Here is a 16347-nt window from a genome sequence, read left to right as displayed (position 1 = left end):
CGTGAACAACTTCTCGGTGAATGTGTCGCTACCGCGCATGATCTTCAGGAGGCAGACAGGGCTTTCTTATCAACGCTTCGGCCACCTCGTCCGATGACCAGGCGAGTGGTATTTCAGCAAGCTGCTAATGGAATGGCCAATTGTCGCCGCTCAGGGTTCTCCGGAAAGCGCGACCAACGGCCGGCGCCATTTCCAACGTCAAGAAGCGTTGCCCAATGCTTGGCTAATCGCCGATGGCGGTCTCGCTCTTGTCGGCCAGAAAGCGCCGACAACGCTCCCCGCCCTGGCCGGCGCGGGCGATGGCAATTACGCGTGGCACTCAGGAGGCGGCCGATAACCGGCGGCCTCCAAGCGGGTGTAATAATGAGGGCCACTTTCCGCCGTCACCGAACGCCTGCCCGATGCCCCACCGCCCTCGCCGCGCTCTCGCGTTGCCGCGAATCTCGCTTTTTTGCCTGCTATTGCCGGCGAGCGTGGCACTCGCACACCCGCACGTCTGGATCCAATATGCAGCGCGCGTCAGCACGAACGGCACATCGATCGTCGCAATCGAAGAACGTTGGCGCTTTACGGAAGGCTTTCCCGTCCAACTCGTCGGCGTCGATCAGTTGCCGGCAAACGGACTGCTCGACGCAGCCTTGACGAAACGTTTCCACGATCAAGCGTTCGCCTCGCTTGCACACAGCGCCTACTTCACGCATCTTTTCGTCGACGGCAACCCGCAGGCCTTCGGCGAGCCGACCGCGTTCAAAGTATCCGTGGAAGGCGGCAAAATCACCTATTCGTTCCGACTGGCGCTCGCCACACCAATCGACATGCGGGGCAAGAAGATCGAACTCGGCATATGGGACCCCTCGTACTATGTCGACTACGAGCCGGAGCCGGAGCCCGCGATATCGTTCGCGCCCGGTTCGCCACCGAATTGCTCGATCCGGTCTTTCGTCGACAAGACTCATCCGATTTTCAACGGCTTCGTGCTGCCCAGCGCGAGTGAAATCGCATGTTAGCCCGCGTCCCTCTGGGTCCTTGCCGTATACGCGGCCGCCTGTCGATTACCATTTCTCGCGCCAAGCGGCATGCATTCCGGCCATCGAGCAGGCTGTCTGTCTACGCGCTCATCCTCGCGCTCGCGCTTTTAGCTGTTTGCGTGACCGCGCATGCCCAAGCGCTCGACGTCTTCGGCCAGCCGGCAAGTTCTACAGCCGCGGCCGCCTCTGCGCCGTCCGATGCGGGAGCAGCGACGTCATGGTGGGCGCGCAATATACCGAGCCCCGTTCGCTCTGCCGTCGGCTCCTGGCTACGCGTACAGGCGGTATTCAACAGCCGCATCCAGCGCTTTTTGGAGCAGTGGTCGCATGGCGCGTCGGCAGCAGCGTGGGTAACACTGATCCTCGTGTCGTTCGCCTACGGCTCGCTGCATGCGCTCGGACCCGGTCACGGTAAGCTCGTCGTCAGCACTTATCTCGGCTCCCGTCGTGCGCGCATCGGCGATGCGGTGTTGCTGAGCGCATGGACCGCGCTCGTTCAGGCGCTGACGGCGATCGGCCTCGTGCTGGGCGCGGCATGGTTCGCCCACGCGGGACTCACGCGCGTCATGCCGCATGCGGCATCGATGGAGATCGTCAGCTATGCGTTGCTGTGTGCCACGAGCGCATGGGCGATCAGGTCGAGCACCGCGCGCGATCGATGCTGCGACGAACCGCCCGCCGTCAGATTGCCACGCGGCGATCGAACCACCGACCCTGTCACGATTTCCGCAGCCGCCGATGCCCCAAGCCGGGCCGACATCGCTGCACACGGCGCCTACCTGGGTGGCAGCCTGGCGAGCCTGTCGGAGTCAAGCGCAAGCGGCCGCACTGCGCGCAGCGCCTCGACACGCAGCGGTACTTCCCGCCCAAGGCTCACGCAGATCTTCATGCTCGGCTTGGCGGCGGGCACGCGGCCATGCGTCGGCGCGATCTTCGCCCTCGTCACGGCAATGGCGGTTCGCGCAACCGCCGCCGGCGTCGCCGCGACGTTTGCGATGGCGGCCGGCGTTGCGACGACGGTTGCACTGATCGGTCTAGGCAGTATCGGGGCGAACCGGACGCTCGCGAGCTTGGCGTTGCGTTACCGTTTTCGTTCGACAGGTGTCCGGCGTGCGCTCGCCGTCGGTGCGATTGCCGCAATCTTGCTATTCTCCGCGTTGCAACTCGCGCTGTTGCTCAGCGGGGTCGCCACGGCGTCTTTCTATTGATCGCCACGGGGCCGCGCTTACGCCCCGTGCAGGCTGTTGCCGGCCTTTCTTCCGTCCCGTCTATCGTTGCGAGGTCAGCTGTCATGAAACGCACTGTCGTCATTGCACGTTCGCTACTAAGTCTGTCCGGGGTCGCGCTTATCGTTCTTGGCCTGCTGTTCTGGTCGGGCCGCGCGCTGTCGCTCGTACCGTTGCACATGCTGCTCGGCGCACTGTTGGTCGTATGTCTTTGGGTCTTGATCGCGTCGGCGTGGATCGCACGGGTTCGCCCTGGATTCGTGCTGTTCGCGCTTGCCTGGAGTCTGATCGTGCCCGTGCTTGGCGTGGCGCAATTGCGGTTGTTGCCGGGCTCGCTTCACTGGCTGATCCAGGTGGCCCACTTCGCCGTCGGCTTCATCGCGATGGGACTCGGACATGCGCTTGCCCGGTCGATCCTGCAAGGAGCCGCCGTCGTCCGCGCGACTCCCGAGCAGGCATGAAGCCTTGTAGCGCCGTGCCGATTCACGGCTGAGGCTTGCTGTTGTGCGACTAGCTAGTACCGCAACGAAATTTCACAGTACCAATCGATGCACGTCAGTGCAGCTGATGCTTGAAATCGGACAATTCGTTATGCAGCGTATCGACGCACCGCTTCACTTTCGCGTCGAGTCCGCCAGCGGTCTTGCACGCGCGCTCGGCGCGATCGCTGATGCTTTCCATCTCGTCGATGCACTGGCGCATCCGGTCCTGGTCCTGCGAAGCCATGACGGACTGCGCCTTCTGACATTCGCTGTCGAGCTGCTCGACGCATTTTTTCAGGTCTTGCGGAAGCGACTGGTTGGAACCGCAGGTGCGCGATGCTTCGCTGATGGTTTGCTGTAGATGACTGAAGCGCTTCTGGATCTCGCTCGTTTGCAACATGATGGAACTCCCTTCGTTGAACTTCGTTCCAGATGAGCCTGGACAGCAGTGCCGCTTCGCCGTCCTTGCCGTCATTCGCCCGCTGGGGTGGGATCAGGCTGCGGCGCCCGATTCGTCGAAGCCGTCACCCCGATCGACAAACGGCACTCCCAAGTGTAGGCGATGAGCGCGCACGCGCAATGCGCCATGGCGGGACGTCGGCCTTCTGCTCAATGGTCGTGGCGGCCCTGTGCGGGCTCATCGTCGTGCTGTTTCAACAGCACTAAACGTACCCGCCGCCAACAATTCTCCGACCACGTTGCCAAGCGCGGCATCGGGCTGCGCATCGAGCGCACGGGCCGCCGCCGCATCGAACTGTCTACCCTCGGCACAGGCATCGAGAAACGCATAGCCCGCTTCGCTCAACGGCATCCACGTCACTTCGCCGAAAGCGCGCACCAGCAGCGCCCGCTCGCCTTGCCAGACGAGATCGCCGGGAACCTCCCGCCCCTCACGGTTCGCACGCCAGATCGTGAACGCCGGCATCGTATCGAACTCAATCCAGCGTGCCGTCGCATGCGGACGCAGTATCGCTTGTCCCAACGCTTCGGCCGATAAGGCCGCCACCGCAGCCGCGTCGATCGACACATCGTCGCGCGCTGTATGCGCTTGCACCCATAGCGCATCGAGCCGAGCTACTCCGGCAAGATACGGCAGGTCACGCGCCGGTTCGAAGCCTTCGAGAAACGCCGGGAAATCGGCGCCGTAGTGGACGAGGCGCGCATCGGCCGGTGCGCACTCGCGCACGTATGCAGCCGCGGCCGAACGAAACCATGGTTCACCGACGAGCCGAGCCACGGCAGGGAAATTGGCTTGCAGTGCATCGACGCAGCCCTTGAACACCGTATTGCGATACACCGTAAAGCCCGGTTGATCCTGCAGACGGACCATCTGCTCGTCGTCAGGTGCCGCATCGAAAAGTGCATCGGCGAATGCGTCCTGGAAACGTCCGAGCGAACCGTTCATGCGTCGACCTCGTCCATGTCCGCTTTGGCATCGCGATCCGGTTGAGTCGCGCTATCGAGCATCGCTTGTGCGAGGTCGCGCTCGGCACACAGCACGTCGAACGCGGGAATATTGTCGTCGCGCTCGATCAATGTCGGTCGCGGCCCCACTCGCTCGACGACATGCCGATAGAGCGCCCAGACGGCGTCGTCAACATCGGCATCGTGCGAATCGATCACGAGCGCCGGCGATGTGCCCGCATCGAGCGAATGACCGGCAAGATGGATTTCCATGATGCGATCGGCCGGCACCGCATCGACATACGCGAGAGCGTCGACGCCGACGTTGCGTGCGCTCACGTAGACGTTGTTCACATCGAGGAGCAGACCGCAGCCCGTGCGCGCGCAAAGCTCGCGTAAGAAATCGGTTTCGCTCCAGTCGTGCCCCTCGATCGTCAAATAATGCGCAGGGTTTTCGATGGCGATCGGGCGGCCGAGTACTTCCTGTGTCCGCTCGATATTCGCCGAGATGCGCGCAAGCGCTTCATGCGTACGCGGAAACGGCAGCAAATCGGGAAGATAGTGGCCGCGCCAGGCAGACCACGCGAGATGCTCGGAAACGAGTGCGGGTTGTACGCGTTGCGCGAGCGTTTTCAGGCGCAGCAAATGCGCTTCGTCCGGCGGTGCGGCCGCCGCCAGAGATAGCGCGACGCCGTGCAGCGATATCGGGTGGTGCCCGCGAATCGTCTCGAGCCACGCCAATCGCGGGCCGCCGTCGACCATGTAATTTTCCGGATGCACCTCGAACCAGAGCCCGGGCATACGCGCGCGCTGCGCCTCGTCATAGTGGGCAGGCTTCAAGCCGAGACCTGCGCCAAGCGGCATCGGTTGCGGTTCGACATTCATGCCCGTACCGCCCGCGCGAATAACGAAACGATCGTTCGGGTACCGCCGCATATCTTGCGCGAAAGCATGATGTAAGAATGTGTCCATATGAAAGCAAAAAGGCGCGAAAGCCGCCACTCGCCACTTAGTTCGCACGGTACAGGCGGGCGGTTACACACAAACCGCACGCTTTGGACCGATAATCGCGTTTCGTCCGCGCTGTAACCGCAAAGGCCCGCGCGGCGAACTAGATGCATGAACTGGAGTACAAAGAACATGGAAACCGATCTACTGGTCTCGTTGTTGGCAAGAGGGATCACACCGGTCGATCGGCACGTGGTGGCTCGGCGCTTCGGCTGGGCCTTGCTCGCAGCCGCGCTCGGCGCGACGCTGCTCGTGGTGACCTGCTACGGCATCCGGCCCGACATTGGCACCGTTTCGGCGACGCCGATCTTCTGGGCCAAGGTCGCCTTGCCCGTCGCGCTCGCCGCCGGCGCGCTCGCTGTCACGATCAGGCTGGCGCGCCCCGGGGCACGCGTCGGTCTGGCGTGGGCCGGCATCGGCATCCCCGTCGCCGCCGTCTGGCTGGCGGGGTTCATCGTCGTGCTGCTGGCACCGGCAGGTGCGCGCGTCGCGCTGGTCATGGGCGAGACCTGGCGCTCCTGCCCTTTCAATATCGCGTTTCTCTCGATTCCGGGGTTCATCGCCGCGTTCGCGGCCGTCCGTGGACTCGCGCCGACGAACCTGCGCCTTGCCGGCGCGGCAACGGGACTTTTGGCCGGAGCCACTGCTACCATCGCCTACTGCCTGCATTGCCCGGAAATGAGCGTCGCCTTCTGGGCACTCTGGTACATCCTCGGCATGCTCGTGCCGACGGCAGTCGGAGCACTGGTCGGCCCCAGATGGTTGCACTGGTGAATTCGATCACGGGAGCGACGTGCAACCGGTAGAAACTCGCCTGCGAGCCCTGCTCATCGATGCAATGGCCGGGGACGCGCTCGCTTATCAGACGTTTCTGAGCGAGCTGACGCGCCATCTTCGCGGCTTCCTGCGCAGACGCATTCCGCAATTGAGCGACGACGTCGAAGATCTCGTGCAGGAAATCCTGCTCGCGGTCCATAACGGACGCCACACCTATCGGGCGGACGAACCGCTCACGGCATGGGTGCACGCTATCGCACGCTACAAGTTGATGGATTTCTTTCGCGCGCGGGCGCGGCGCGAATCGCTGCACGATCCGATCGACGATTACATCGATATCTTTGCCGTATGCGACGATGAGCCCGCCTCGGCCCGCCGGGATATCGGCAAGCTGCTGCAGCAACTCCCCGACAAGCAGCGGCTGCCGATTCAGCATGTGAAGCTCGAGGGACTTTCCGTCGCCGAAACGGCGCAACTGACGGGGTTGTCCGAATCGGCTGTCAAGGTGGGCGTGCATCGGGGCTTGAAAGCGCTCGCGGCCAAGCTTCGCACGATCGCGTAGGGGTGCCGGACTCGTTACTTGATACCGAGCCACCGGTCGAGCGAAACATCGCCCGCGCCGCGCGCAACCAGGTAAAGCAACAGCCCTGCCCAAGAAAGATGCGTAGGCCACGCATCGGGATAGACGAACACTTCGATGACGGTCGTCATACCGAGTAGCGCCAACGCCGCGCCGCGCGTAAAGAGCCCCAGCACGAGCAGCAACGGAAACAGATGCTCGGAATAGGCGGCGATGTGCGCGGCGATCTCAGGGGGAATCAACGGAATCTTGTATTCGTCGCGAAACAGCTGGTACGTGCCGGGCGTCAGCGTCAGCAATCCGACGACCTTGGTGCGCCCCGAAAGAAAGAAAATCGCTGCAATCGCCGCGCGGCACACGAGTGCCAGCAGTGAATGGCCGATGCTTCGCGAAGCCAGATCGGCAAGTCGGTTCCATCGCCCGCGCAGCCCCGTTATGGCAGGGGACGCCGCGGCCCCGGAATGAGTCGTTTGCATGTCGGTCTCCATCGAGAAGATGCACGGTGCCGGCGCATCGGGGGCGAGGCGTCGGCCGATCAAGGAAGCTGTGCATTAGTTCGCGATGTGCGCATACGCGGTTACAGCATGCGTCGTTTTGTTTTCGACGGCATGCTGCGGCACGACGACGGCTCAGTCCTTCGCGGGGCGGCCGGTTTTGACCGTCTCGACCGTCGAGACCGCCGCGACGAGACGTTTGCTCGACAATGCGTCGAGCAAGATCAGCCCGGCGCGCAGCAATTCGCTCTTCTTGACCGCGACGCCGGCATCGAGGCACTTCTGCTTGAGCGATGCAATGCGCTCGTAATCCGATTTGGGCATCGTGAAACTGTCGCGCACCACCTTCTCTTTCTTCTGGCGTTTCGTTTTTTCGGGCGTCGGCACGGCTGCGGCTGTCTTCTCGGCTCTGCCCTTTTTCCCCGCCTTGACGGAAACATGTGCCGGCTCAGTAGCTGCTTCATTCACTCGGATGGACTGAGCGTCGCTGTGCGTTCTCGCATGCCCGTTCGCGTGTTTCGGCACGCGCGCCGTCCTGCCCGTAGTGCGCTTCGGCGTGGTTGCGTCGGTCATCGTGGTCTCCCGGTCGGTAAACGATACAAACAGTATATATCGTTTCAAATAACCGATCGCCATGCATGCGCCGCCCGACATCGTCGAAAGCGTTACGCGGTGCATCGTGAACCCACGATGGGGCCATCAGACGTGCTGCAACGTTATGACGGCTTTGCCACCGAGCTGCTCGATTACCCGCAGCATGTACGCTCTGTCATGACTCTCGTGCCATAGGCGATCTGCATGCCTGCGCAGTTCCGTTAGCGGCGCCCACCTGTTTTCCATACTTTCCGTCTGGGCGATGACCTCAATCACTTTATCGACAGCTTCGTCGTGGACCAAAGGCGGCAATCGATAAAGCAGCGCAGTAAGCGTTGCGAGCCGCACAGCACGTTCGGGGGTGTCTCCCGACGCTATCACCGTGGCATACATGTGCTTGAAGACTTGCTCGCATTCGTCCGGAAACCATTCGTCGTACACGAGTGCGTGCGCTGAAACGTTCAAGTTCGGATCGCGGCACACCAAGTGGAGCGCGCGATCGAGCAGCTCGCCCCGCGGCGTATCCTGAAACGACGCAATCGCTCGAAAGACGGCGTGGGCGAGCTCGTCGGTCATCATGGCGCGCCCGGTCTCGCATTTATCAAGAATGCTTTCGATCTCGATGTAACGCACGGTCTCGTTCTCAAAGCCCACGAGCGCCGCAGCCAGTTCGACGAGGTCGGGGCCTGGGGTGCTGGAAAAGCGCGCGTCGTGACCGTTCACGGGTGCGGGCCCAACGCCAGCGTCTTCATGGGGTGAGCGAGCCGAATCCGCGGCGCTTTTGTTCGCTGAAGGAAGCGGCGCAAGGCGGCCGAACAACGAACGGGTCAATGGCTGCGGCAACACTTTGCGCAGTCCGTTCTCCAATCGTCGAAGCCCGCCCAACGTCGAAGGCAGCGAGTTCGTAGCGGGCTCCGTCGCAACCCGCGCATGCCTCGGTCCGGATCGATGAGCGCTATCGCCAGCGCCGTGAGCCGATGTGCGTCTGAACACGGAAATAGTCATCGCTTGTACCTCTCTCGAATACGAAGCCCAATTTAATACCGCAACGGCGAAGCGCTTCTTTGACGAGGCGAAGCACTGTGACGGACGCCGAAGCCCTTCGCTGTCCGCATCGACAGTTCGTGGCCGCATTGCCGTCGCGTCATACGCGTACTACGCCTATACTTGCAAAACTTTTTCAGCGGATTGGCTATGGACAGAATAGACGCGCAAATAATTACGCTATTGCAGGAAGATGCTTCGCTCGGCCTGAACGAAATCGCGAGCGCCGTCAACCTGTCGCCGACACCCTGCTGGCGGCGCATCCAGCGGCTGCGCGAGGATGGCGTGATTCGCAAGCAGGTGGTGCTCTGCGATCCGGCGAAGCTCAATCTGGGGCTCACCGCTTTCGTCATGATTCGCGCGAGCCAGCACAACGATGCCTGGACCGCACGGTTTCTGAAGGGCGTCGCGACGGTACCCGAGATCGTCGAGATCTATCGCATGTCGGGCGAGGTCGACTATCTACTGAAGGTGGTCGTGCCGGACATCGCGGGGTACGACAGTGTGTACAAACGGCTCATCAAAGTCGCCGAGCTGCTCGATGTGAGCGCCAGCTTCGCCATGGAAGTCGTCAAGCAGACCACCGCCTTGCCGCTCGATCACGCGGTAATAAGCGGCAAGACTCGCGCGAGTGCTCGCACGGAATGAAGGTCATCGTTGCGCCGCGCCTGCGGACGCGGCGCAACGATAGCTACGGCCGCTGACTCGCGTAGTACTGCGCCGCAGCCTCGATTTCACCTGGCGTCATCTGTCGAGCAACGTTGCGCATCTGTTCGCTCGTATCGTTGTGGCGATCGCCCGACGCAAACGCCTGCAATTGCGCGCGCATGTAGATGGCTGGCTCGCCCTCGAGCCATGGTGCGCCGATCGTGCGATCCACTGCGCCATGGCACGACGCGCAGGGCGCGATATTGCGCATCGGCGCGCCGACCGCAACGATATCGGGCACCGGCTGCAATGCGGGGTGATTGCCGGTGAGACGCGGCAAGTTGGCGTAATAGGCCGCGAGGTCGCGCATGTCCTGATCGCTCAGTGTCGCGACCATCGGCGCCATGACGGCATTGGTGCGCGCACCGCTTTGATAATCGCGCAACTGCTTGTAGACGACTGTCGCATATTGGCCGGCCAAATTGGGCGAGTTCGCCTGACTCAGCCCCTGCGGACCGTGGCACATCGTGCACCGCAATGAAAGTGTGGCGCCGCGGCCGATCGAAAGCGCATCGGCATTGCCGAGCGTCGACGGCGTCAACACCACATCGCTCGTCTTCACGCGCGAGGTGAGCGGCGTCGAAATCAACCACTTTTGCGGCACGCCCGCCGCGCTGCATATCGCATTCCAGATGCCAGTGAACTGCGCATCGGTTTGGACAGAAGGCAGCCAGACGAAACCGATGAGCGCCGCCGCGGCCGCTATTCCGACCGTCGATCCGACGCTCAGTGCGAACCATCGGTTGCGCAGCGAGAAAAGCCGTTCCGTCGTCATCGCTGGCCTCCCATCCAGACCGCGGGCACCGCGGTCTCCTTGAGCACGAGCAGCTGCGCGATCGGGTAACCGTAGTTGACCACCGTCAGCCCGATCATCAGCGCAAGCCATAACCCGAAGCTGTTGAGCGCAACAGGAAGCGTCTTGGGCGGATGCACGGCCGTCGCGAATTCGAACTGCGCGGGCGTCACCGCCGCACCGCGATGCCCGCGTACCAACACCATGAAAAACAGCACCGCGGATGCGACCAGAATCAACGCGCCGACTGTCGACATGGTCACGGTGATCGCCTCGGGCGCCAGGGCCGGATTGCTGAAATCGAAGTACGCCATGCGTCGCGGCATGCCGAGAATGCCGGCGTAGTGCCACGGAAACGTCGTCACGATCATCCCGACGAACCATAGCCAGAGCTGCCACTTCATCAACGTGACACTCGATAGCGCACGCCCCGTCAATTGTGGCCACAGCTCGTAGGCGATGGCGAAATACATAATGACGATGGCGCCGCCGAAGATCAGATGGAAGTGGCCCGTGATCCACTGCGTGTTGTGAATGGTCGAATCGAGCTGGTAGCTCATGTTGATGAGCCCGCCCGCGCCGCCGAAACCCAGCATGACGAACGAAAACGCCACGGCGAGCATCATCGGTTCGTGCCACGGCAGCACGCGCAGCCAACCGAACGCGCCGCGGCCCCCGCGCAGCCGCCCGGCGATCTCGACCGATGCGCAGATCGTGAAAACCGTCAGCAGTGTCGGCACCGAAACGAGCGCGGTGAAGACCGATTGCAGGAATTTGAAGCCGGAACCCACCTGCGGGTCGGCGAAAAGATGATGGATGCCGATCGGCATCGCCACGACGAGAAACAGAATGAACGAAATGCGCGCCATGCCGTCGCTGTACAGGCGCCCCCCGACAGCACGCGGCACGAGCGTGTAGTAGGCGATGTAAGCGGGCATCAGCCAGAAATAAACGATCGCATGCAGTGTCCACGAGAAAAATACGCGGGCAAGCCCGGAATCGATCGTCGACTTGAGCCCGAACGCGACAGGCAAAATTTGAAACAGGATTTCGAGCGCCGCACCGACAGCGGTCCAGCCCCACAGATACGATCCCGCCACGTTCGCGAACATGGGCAACGGCACGGGCTTGCCCGGGTTCGCGCGTTTCCAGACGTGCAGATTGATCGACATCAGCGCAACCCATATCCACGATCCGACGACGACGAGCACGACGCCCAGATAATAGAAAGGACTGCCGATCATCGGCGGATAGAACGTGTAGAGCACCGACGCGCTGCCGAGCGCGACCGTCACCATCGCCATCAGCGAGCCGACCACGACGAGCCACCAGCCCGCCCATGCCCAGCGTTTGCCGCGCAGCGTCTGGTCCAGCGAAAGCTCGGTGATGGCATAGCCGAAACCCATCGCGATCAGCGTCGGGAAGACGTAGCCCATGACGGAGCCGTGTGCCGTGACCGAGCGGTAGTAGAGCTCGGGCTGGCGAAGCCATGCATGTAGCGGGGAACGCACGTACATCTGCCACGCGCCGAGCAGCAGCGCCACGCCGAAGGTCGCGAACGCGAACCAGAAGTGCGCAAGCACGAGACGTCGGTTATTTAACACAGCTGAGCCTCCGGGCAGTTGCCGCGAGCTTGTCGAATTCGGCGCGATCGATCGCCTTCACATTGGCCCACATCCCTTCGTGACCTGTGCCGCAGTACTCGTGGCATGGCATCAGATGCTCGGCCGGCTTGTCGAACTTCGTCTTGAAGGTCGATACGTAACCGGGCTCGACCATGGAATTGATATTGGTATCGGTGACGAGAAAGCCATGCACGACATCGGCGCTCGTCACGCGAAACGTCACCGGCGTACCGGCCGGAACGAGGATGCATTGCGGCGTGAACGAATATTGCTGAGCGACGACGCGCACCGTCACGGAGCCATCGGCTTCGCGCGCCGTGCCGAGATTGCTCTCGATGAATTCGCCCGTCACGTGCAGCGTCGTCGGGTCGATCGTCTCGACGCGCGACGGCGGCATCATCGCCCAATGCAAGCCCGTATAGACGACCATGGCGACGAGCACCACGATGAGACCGACCGCAACGATCGCCCAGCTGCGCTCGATGCGCTCTACGACGTCCGCGCCGTCCGAATGGCCGGGATGGGGAGTGTTCGACATGTCGTTCGATCAGTAAATGACGCCGCGAGGTAGAAAGACGAGGAAGTAGAACGCGAACCACAACGCGATGACGATGGCCGTGGCGATCCCTGCGACGGCGAGGGCGCCGCTCGGCCCGGAGCGGACGATTTCCTCGACCTGCCTGTCGTCGCCGCGCTCGACTGGTACGCGCGCTTCGTTGCTTGTGTTCATGGCGGTCCCCAAATCAATACAAGGTAGCGGAGCGCAGCGCGTTCGCTTCCTTCGCCGAAACGGGCGCGCCGCGGTTGCCCCAGGCGGTCCGGATATAGGTGACGACAGCCGCCACTTCGTCGTCGGTCAGCGATTGCGCGAAAGGCGGCATACCGTAAGGCATGGGGTTGCGGGCCGTGCCGGGCGCGTATCCCCCGTTGAGCACCATGCGGATCGGATTGACGGCCGATGTCATTTGAATGGACTGGTTGTTCGCAAGCGGCGGGAAGTCGGGCAGCTTGCCCTCGCCGGACTTGCCATGACAACTGGCGCACTGCGCCTGATAGATCTTGCCGCCGAGCGTGAAGAGCAGCCCCCGTTCTTCGCGCGATACGTTCCCGTTCGAACCGCTGGTCGGTCCGCCGTGTTGCGGCAACGACTTCAGGTAGACCGCCATCGCACGCACATCGTCGTCGGACAGGTATTGCAAGCTGTCGTAGACGACTTCCGCCATCGGTCCATAAACGGCCCCACGGCGCGAGACGCCTTTTTGCAGTAGATCGGCGATGTCGGAGATGCTCCAATCGCCGAGACCGGCTTCCTTGTTCGACGTGAGCGATGGCGCGTACCAGTCCTGCATCGGAATCAGACCGCCTTCGAACGCCGTCGATTCGGAGCTGCCTCCGAGCGCGTTGATGGCGGTGTGACACATCGAGCAGTGGCCGAGCCCGTCGACCAGATAGGCGCCGCGATTCCATTCGACCGAGCGGGTCGGGTCGGGCTGGTATTCGCCCTCGTGGAAATAGAGCGTGCGCCAACCGATCAGCAGTTGCCGGTTGTTGTACGGAAAGCGTAGCTCATGCGGCCGATTGGGCTGCCGCACGGGCGGCACGGACTTCAGATAAGCGAAGATCGCGTCGCTGTCGGCCCGTGTGACTTTCGTGTAGGCACCGAACGGCATCGCCGGATAGAGCAGCGCGCCGTCGCGCGAGCGGCCGGTGTGCATCATCGAGTAGAACTCGTCGGCGCTCCATTGCCCGATGCCGGTTTCGCTATCGGGTGTGATGTTCGGCGAATAGAGCGTACCGAACGGTGTCGGCATCGGCCGGCCACCGGAGAAAAGCTTGTCGCCCGGTCTCGTATGGCACGCAATGCAGTCGCCGGCGCGCGCGAGATATTCGCCGCGCTTGACCGGATCGGCAGCCGTGGGACTCGGGCCTTGAGCGAACGCGACCGTGCACGAGGCAGCAAGCACGAAAGGCGCGCCAAGGCTCGTCAGCCTGCGTCGAAGGAAGAGGAAAAATGCGGACACCGGATACTCCGTCATTGCGGTTCGCTGCCGCAGGCGAGCGGCAATTTCAGGCTTCCCCTGGCGACGGGCGCGGGATTGGCCGGTCCGGGCGACGCCGCGAGCCACGCGGCAACCGCCGTGATGTCATCGTTCGAAAGACGCGATGCGACGGCATGCATGCAATCCGGCGCGATCGATTTGCGCGTGCCGTAGCGCCACGCGCCGAGTTGGGCGCTCACATACTGGGCGTGCAATCCCAGCAGTCCCGGAATGCCGGGTTCCCTGCCGGTCAGCGCGGCACCGTGACACGCGGCGCAGGCGGGAATGTCGTTCGCCGGATCGCCTCTTTTCACGAGCTGCTCGCCGCGCGCGAGCAGGGCAGCGGGGACGGCCGGTGTCAAAGGCGGCGGATAGGGGGGACGCTGAGCGGCGAAGTAGTCCGCAATCTTGCGCAGATAGGCATCGGGCAGATAAGCGAGCAGGTAGTTCATCGGCGGGTATTGCCGCTGCCCATCGCGAAACGCGATCAACTGGTTGTAGAGGTAGCCGGCCGGCTTGCCGGCCAATCGCGGGAAGTAATCGTTATTGGTGCCTTCGCCGCGCCCCCCATGGCAAGCGGCGCAGCCCAGTAGGCGCGCCCCCATGGTATCCGGCGCGCGCTCGGGAGCATGGTCCCCAGCGCGAACCGTGCTCGTCCAGACAAGGCACGACAAGGCGACAGCGACAGTTCTTCTTAGCATCAGTCATCGTCTCCGGCGACGGATCGATAGGCAACTCGGCGTATGCGAGGGCAACGCACACAGTGCGAACCGGAACGGCAATGCGACTTTTTGTGGCTGTGCCGATGATTCTAGTCAATGACATGCAATGATGGAAATGCTGCGATATCGTCCGGCCGAGCTTCACCGGGCACCCCGAGCGGGGAGCAAGGTCCGTTCCCACGGACGCGCGAGACGGTGTACGGCATGAGGATGCTCACCCGGCTCCGTGACGATATCGCGGCCCACCCATTTGCGGCCCCGAAACTGCCCCATTAAACCAACCGTCGTATGGTCTGCCATTGATCCATGTCATGGACAGTGCCGATTTGCCGCAGGGCACGCTCGCCGCCGCGCGCCGTCTGGCCTGAGCCGCAACGAACTGTCGCGGCCGCTGCCAAGGGAAACGCGCGGTGCGACGGTTGGCCGCGGTCGATCGAGTGACAACGGCCCGCCAAACAGCGAAGCTTGCTTCAAATGCATTGAGGAGAACGAAATGTTAGTCGCTCGCGAGCGTGCTTCCGAACGGTACGGATACGAGGTCCCGCATTCCTTGACGACGGCCAGGCCGCTGCCGGCCGAATCGTGCAAGAGTTGCGCAATGCGGCAGTTTTGCGCAATGAACCCTGACGATCTGGCGTGCACCCGGGAAATGGACGATCTCGTGCTCGCCTACCGCCAGCTCAAGAAGGGCGAGGCACTCTATCGTGTGGGCGATACGTTCAAGAACGTCTATGCGGTGCGCACGGGCTCCTTCAAGAAGGTAACCCTGCTGCCCGACGGTCGTGAACAGGTCACCGGCTTTTATCTTGCCGGCGAGCCGCTGGGACTCGACGGCATCTCAGACGGGCAATGCGCGAGCGATGCGATCGCGCTCGAAGACAGCAGCGTATGCGTGATGCCGTTCCAACTGCTCGAATTGCTTAGCCGCGAAGTGAAGGCGGTGCAGCATCATGTCTATCGCATGCTCTCCGCAGAACTCGTACGCGAGAGTGGCCTCATGCTGCTGCTGGGTACGATGACGGCCGACGAACGCGTCGCGAGCTTTCTGCTGGATCTGTCAGGGCGGTTGCAAGCGCGCGCCTATTCACCGACGCAATTCGTATTGCGCATGACGCGCGAGGAAATGGGCAGCTTTCTCGGTATCAAGCTCGAGACCGTGAGTCGATCGCTCTCGCGCTTTCAGAAAGACAGGGTGATCGAGGTCAACGGCAAGGATATTCGGATTCTCGATCTGCGCAGATTGAATGAGGCGCAACAAGGGCGGTGTCCGGCTTAGACTTCATGGAAGCATGGCTGACAACGAAACTCGGCCTGCTCGCCCACGGTGGCACGCGCCTTGCTCGCTATGCGGTATGACTAGCGATGCGGAGGTTGCATCATGATTCAGTTCGTACGATTCAAGCGCGCTCGAATAGGTGCCCTCGTCGCCGCGCTGTCCCTGCTCGGTGGGTGCACGCTCGGCGGTGCGGCGGTGGGCGGCTACGCGGGCAACAAGCTCACGCATGGCAGCACCGCAGGTACAGTGGGCGGTGCGGTAGCAGGCGGTATCGTCGGCTATGAACTGGGCAAATAAATCCATGCAATGAAAAGGCGAGGGTACGCCCTCGCTTTTTTTGGCAGATCAAACAGCATAGGCAGCGAACGCAAAAACCTGCCGTCGTCAGCGCACTTCCGCTTCGCTCATGCTTCGAAGCGTCGAATCATGCCGGCAGCCACCGTATGATGCGTGGCCTCGTCGATGAGCACGAACGCGCCCGTCGCCGGCTGCTCGTCATACACGTCGCACACCACCGGCTTTTGCAGCGTCAGCGACACCCGTCCGA

General features: G+C 62.5%; 20 protein-coding genes and 1 pseudogene. 8 read left to right on the top strand and 13 right to left on the bottom strand.

The genetic code is table 11. The features are described from left to right. Positions 1–401: 401 nt before the first annotated feature. From GWC77_RS24785 to GWC77_RS24775, 3 genes are all read left to right on the top strand, one after another. Entirely contained in the window at positions 402–1007 is a 606-nt protein-coding gene (locus GWC77_RS24785; RefSeq protein ID WP_173261281.1) for a DUF1007 family protein, read from the top strand. Then, complete coding sequence (locus GWC77_RS24780) at positions 1001–2236, top strand: nickel/cobalt transporter (RefSeq protein ID WP_173261280.1); 1236 nt, start codon at positions 1001–1003, stop codon at positions 2234–2236. Before GWC77_RS24785 ends, GWC77_RS24780 begins: the two co-directional genes overlap by 7 nt. A gap of 83 nt (positions 2237–2319) precedes the next feature. Beyond that, positions 2320–2715, top strand: a complete 396-nt coding sequence (locus GWC77_RS24775) for a hypothetical protein (RefSeq protein ID WP_173261279.1) — start codon at positions 2320–2322, stop codon at positions 2713–2715. A gap of 94 nt (positions 2716–2809) precedes the next feature. Here the strand turns inward: GWC77_RS24775 and GWC77_RS24770 are convergent, their stop codons facing one another. From GWC77_RS24770 to GWC77_RS24760, 3 genes are all read right to left on the bottom strand, one after another. After that, a complete protein-coding gene (locus GWC77_RS24770) occupies positions 2810–3136 on the bottom strand; it encodes a hypothetical protein (RefSeq protein WP_173261278.1) in 327 nt (108 codons plus the stop codon). A gap of 237 nt (positions 3137–3373) precedes the next feature. Continuing rightward, on the bottom strand, positions 3374–4141 hold the full coding sequence (locus tag GWC77_RS24765; protein WP_173261277.1) for a DNA-binding domain-containing protein: 768 nt from the start codon (positions 4139–4141) through the stop codon (positions 3374–3376). Then, positions 4138–5025: a DUF692 domain-containing protein gene (locus GWC77_RS24760; protein WP_254367150.1), complete on the bottom strand. Its 888-nt coding sequence runs from the start codon at positions 5023–5025 to the stop codon at positions 4138–4140. Before GWC77_RS24760 ends, GWC77_RS24765 begins: the two co-directional genes overlap by 4 nt. Positions 5026–5280: 255 nt before the next feature. Between GWC77_RS24760 and GWC77_RS24755 the strand changes: the two genes are divergently transcribed. Beyond that, a complete protein-coding gene (locus tag GWC77_RS24755; protein ID WP_173261276.1) occupies positions 5281–5922 on the top strand; it encodes a DUF1109 domain-containing protein in 642 nt (213 codons plus the stop codon). 19 nt (positions 5923–5941) lie between these two features. Continuing rightward, a complete protein-coding gene (locus GWC77_RS24750; RefSeq protein ID WP_173261275.1) occupies positions 5942–6487 on the top strand; it encodes a sigma-70 family RNA polymerase sigma factor in 546 nt (181 codons plus the stop codon). A 14-nt stretch (positions 6488–6501) separates the two neighbouring features. Here GWC77_RS24750 and GWC77_RS24745 read toward each other — a convergent pair whose 3' ends face one another. The 3 genes from GWC77_RS24745 to GWC77_RS24735 all read right to left on the bottom strand — a co-directional run bounded on the left by GWC77_RS24745 (position 6502) and on the right by GWC77_RS24735 (position 8316). Continuing rightward, positions 6502–6981 (bottom strand): DoxX family protein, encoded by a 480-nt coding sequence (locus GWC77_RS24745; RefSeq protein WP_173261274.1) that lies wholly within the window; start codon positions 6979–6981, stop codon positions 6502–6504. Between the two features lie 153 nt (positions 6982–7134). Beyond that, on the bottom strand, positions 7135–7572 hold the full coding sequence (locus tag GWC77_RS24740) for a hypothetical protein (protein ID WP_173261272.1): 438 nt from the start codon (positions 7570–7572) through the stop codon (positions 7135–7137). A 126-nt stretch (positions 7573–7698) separates the two neighbouring features. Next, the gene (locus GWC77_RS24735) at positions 7699–8316 is read right to left on the bottom strand and encodes a hypothetical protein (RefSeq protein ID WP_173261270.1); all 618 of its coding nucleotides are present in this window, start codon (positions 8314–8316) and stop codon (positions 7699–7701) included. Positions 8317–8787: 471 nt separating this feature from the next. Between GWC77_RS24735 and GWC77_RS24730 the strand changes: the two genes are divergently transcribed. After that, positions 8788–9285, top strand: coding sequence for an Lrp/AsnC family transcriptional regulator (locus GWC77_RS24730; RefSeq protein WP_173261268.1), 498 nt, complete (start codon positions 8788–8790; stop codon positions 9283–9285). Between the two features lie 43 nt (positions 9286–9328). On the opposite strand, the gene GWC77_RS24725 is transcribed toward GWC77_RS24730, so the two are convergent. Genes GWC77_RS24725 through GWC77_RS24700 form a run of 6 tightly spaced genes read right to left on the bottom strand, consistent with a single transcriptional unit; the run spans position 9329 to position 14407 of the window. After that, entirely contained in the window at positions 9329–10120 is a 792-nt protein-coding gene (locus GWC77_RS24725; RefSeq protein ID WP_173261266.1) for a cytochrome c, read from the bottom strand. Next, positions 10117–11742, bottom strand: a complete 1626-nt coding sequence (locus tag GWC77_RS24720) for a cbb3-type cytochrome c oxidase subunit I (RefSeq protein ID WP_173261264.1) — start codon at positions 11740–11742, stop codon at positions 10117–10119. Before GWC77_RS24720 ends, GWC77_RS24725 begins: the two co-directional genes overlap by 4 nt. After that, positions 11732–12301, bottom strand: coding sequence for a cupredoxin domain-containing protein (locus GWC77_RS24715; protein WP_173261261.1), 570 nt, complete (start codon positions 12299–12301; stop codon positions 11732–11734). Before GWC77_RS24715 ends, GWC77_RS24720 begins: the two co-directional genes overlap by 11 nt. A 9-nt stretch (positions 12302–12310) precedes the next feature. Further along, on the bottom strand, positions 12311–12493 hold the full coding sequence (locus GWC77_RS24710) for a cytochrome c oxidase subunit 2A (RefSeq protein ID WP_173261259.1): 183 nt from the start codon (positions 12491–12493) through the stop codon (positions 12311–12313). A gap of 13 nt (positions 12494–12506) precedes the next feature. Then, a complete protein-coding gene (locus GWC77_RS24705; protein WP_254367153.1) occupies positions 12507–13751 on the bottom strand; it encodes a cytochrome c in 1245 nt (414 codons plus the stop codon). Between the two features lie 44 nt (positions 13752–13795). After that, positions 13796–14407 carry a c-type cytochrome gene (locus tag GWC77_RS24700; RefSeq protein WP_254367152.1) on the bottom strand — a complete coding sequence of 204 codons (612 nt, stop codon included), beginning with the start codon at positions 14405–14407 and terminating at the stop codon, positions 13796–13798. Positions 14408–15140: 733 nt separating this feature from the next. Between GWC77_RS24700 and GWC77_RS24695 the strand changes: the two genes are divergently transcribed. Both GWC77_RS24695 and GWC77_RS24690 read left to right on the top strand, forming a co-directional pair. Continuing rightward, positions 15141–15800 (top strand): helix-turn-helix domain-containing protein, encoded by a 660-nt coding sequence (locus tag GWC77_RS24695; RefSeq protein WP_254367151.1) that lies wholly within the window; start codon positions 15141–15143, stop codon positions 15798–15800. 102 nt (positions 15801–15902) lie between these two features. Beyond that, complete coding sequence (locus GWC77_RS24690) at positions 15903–16097, top strand: glycine zipper 2TM domain-containing protein (RefSeq protein ID WP_173261253.1); 195 nt, start codon at positions 15903–15905, stop codon at positions 16095–16097. A 107-nt stretch (positions 16098–16204) separates the two neighbouring features. Here the strand turns inward: GWC77_RS24690 and GWC77_RS24685 are convergent. Continuing rightward, a pseudogene (locus tag GWC77_RS24685) lies at positions 16205–16347 on the bottom strand (sulfate adenylyltransferase); the annotation flags it as partial.

It is taken from the genome of Paraburkholderia sp. NMBU_R16, from assembly GCF_013282575.1.
In the GTDB taxonomy this organism is placed as follows: domain Bacteria; phylum Pseudomonadota; class Gammaproteobacteria; order Burkholderiales; family Burkholderiaceae; genus Trinickia.
This window is presented reverse-complemented; position numbering and strand designations above follow the sequence as displayed.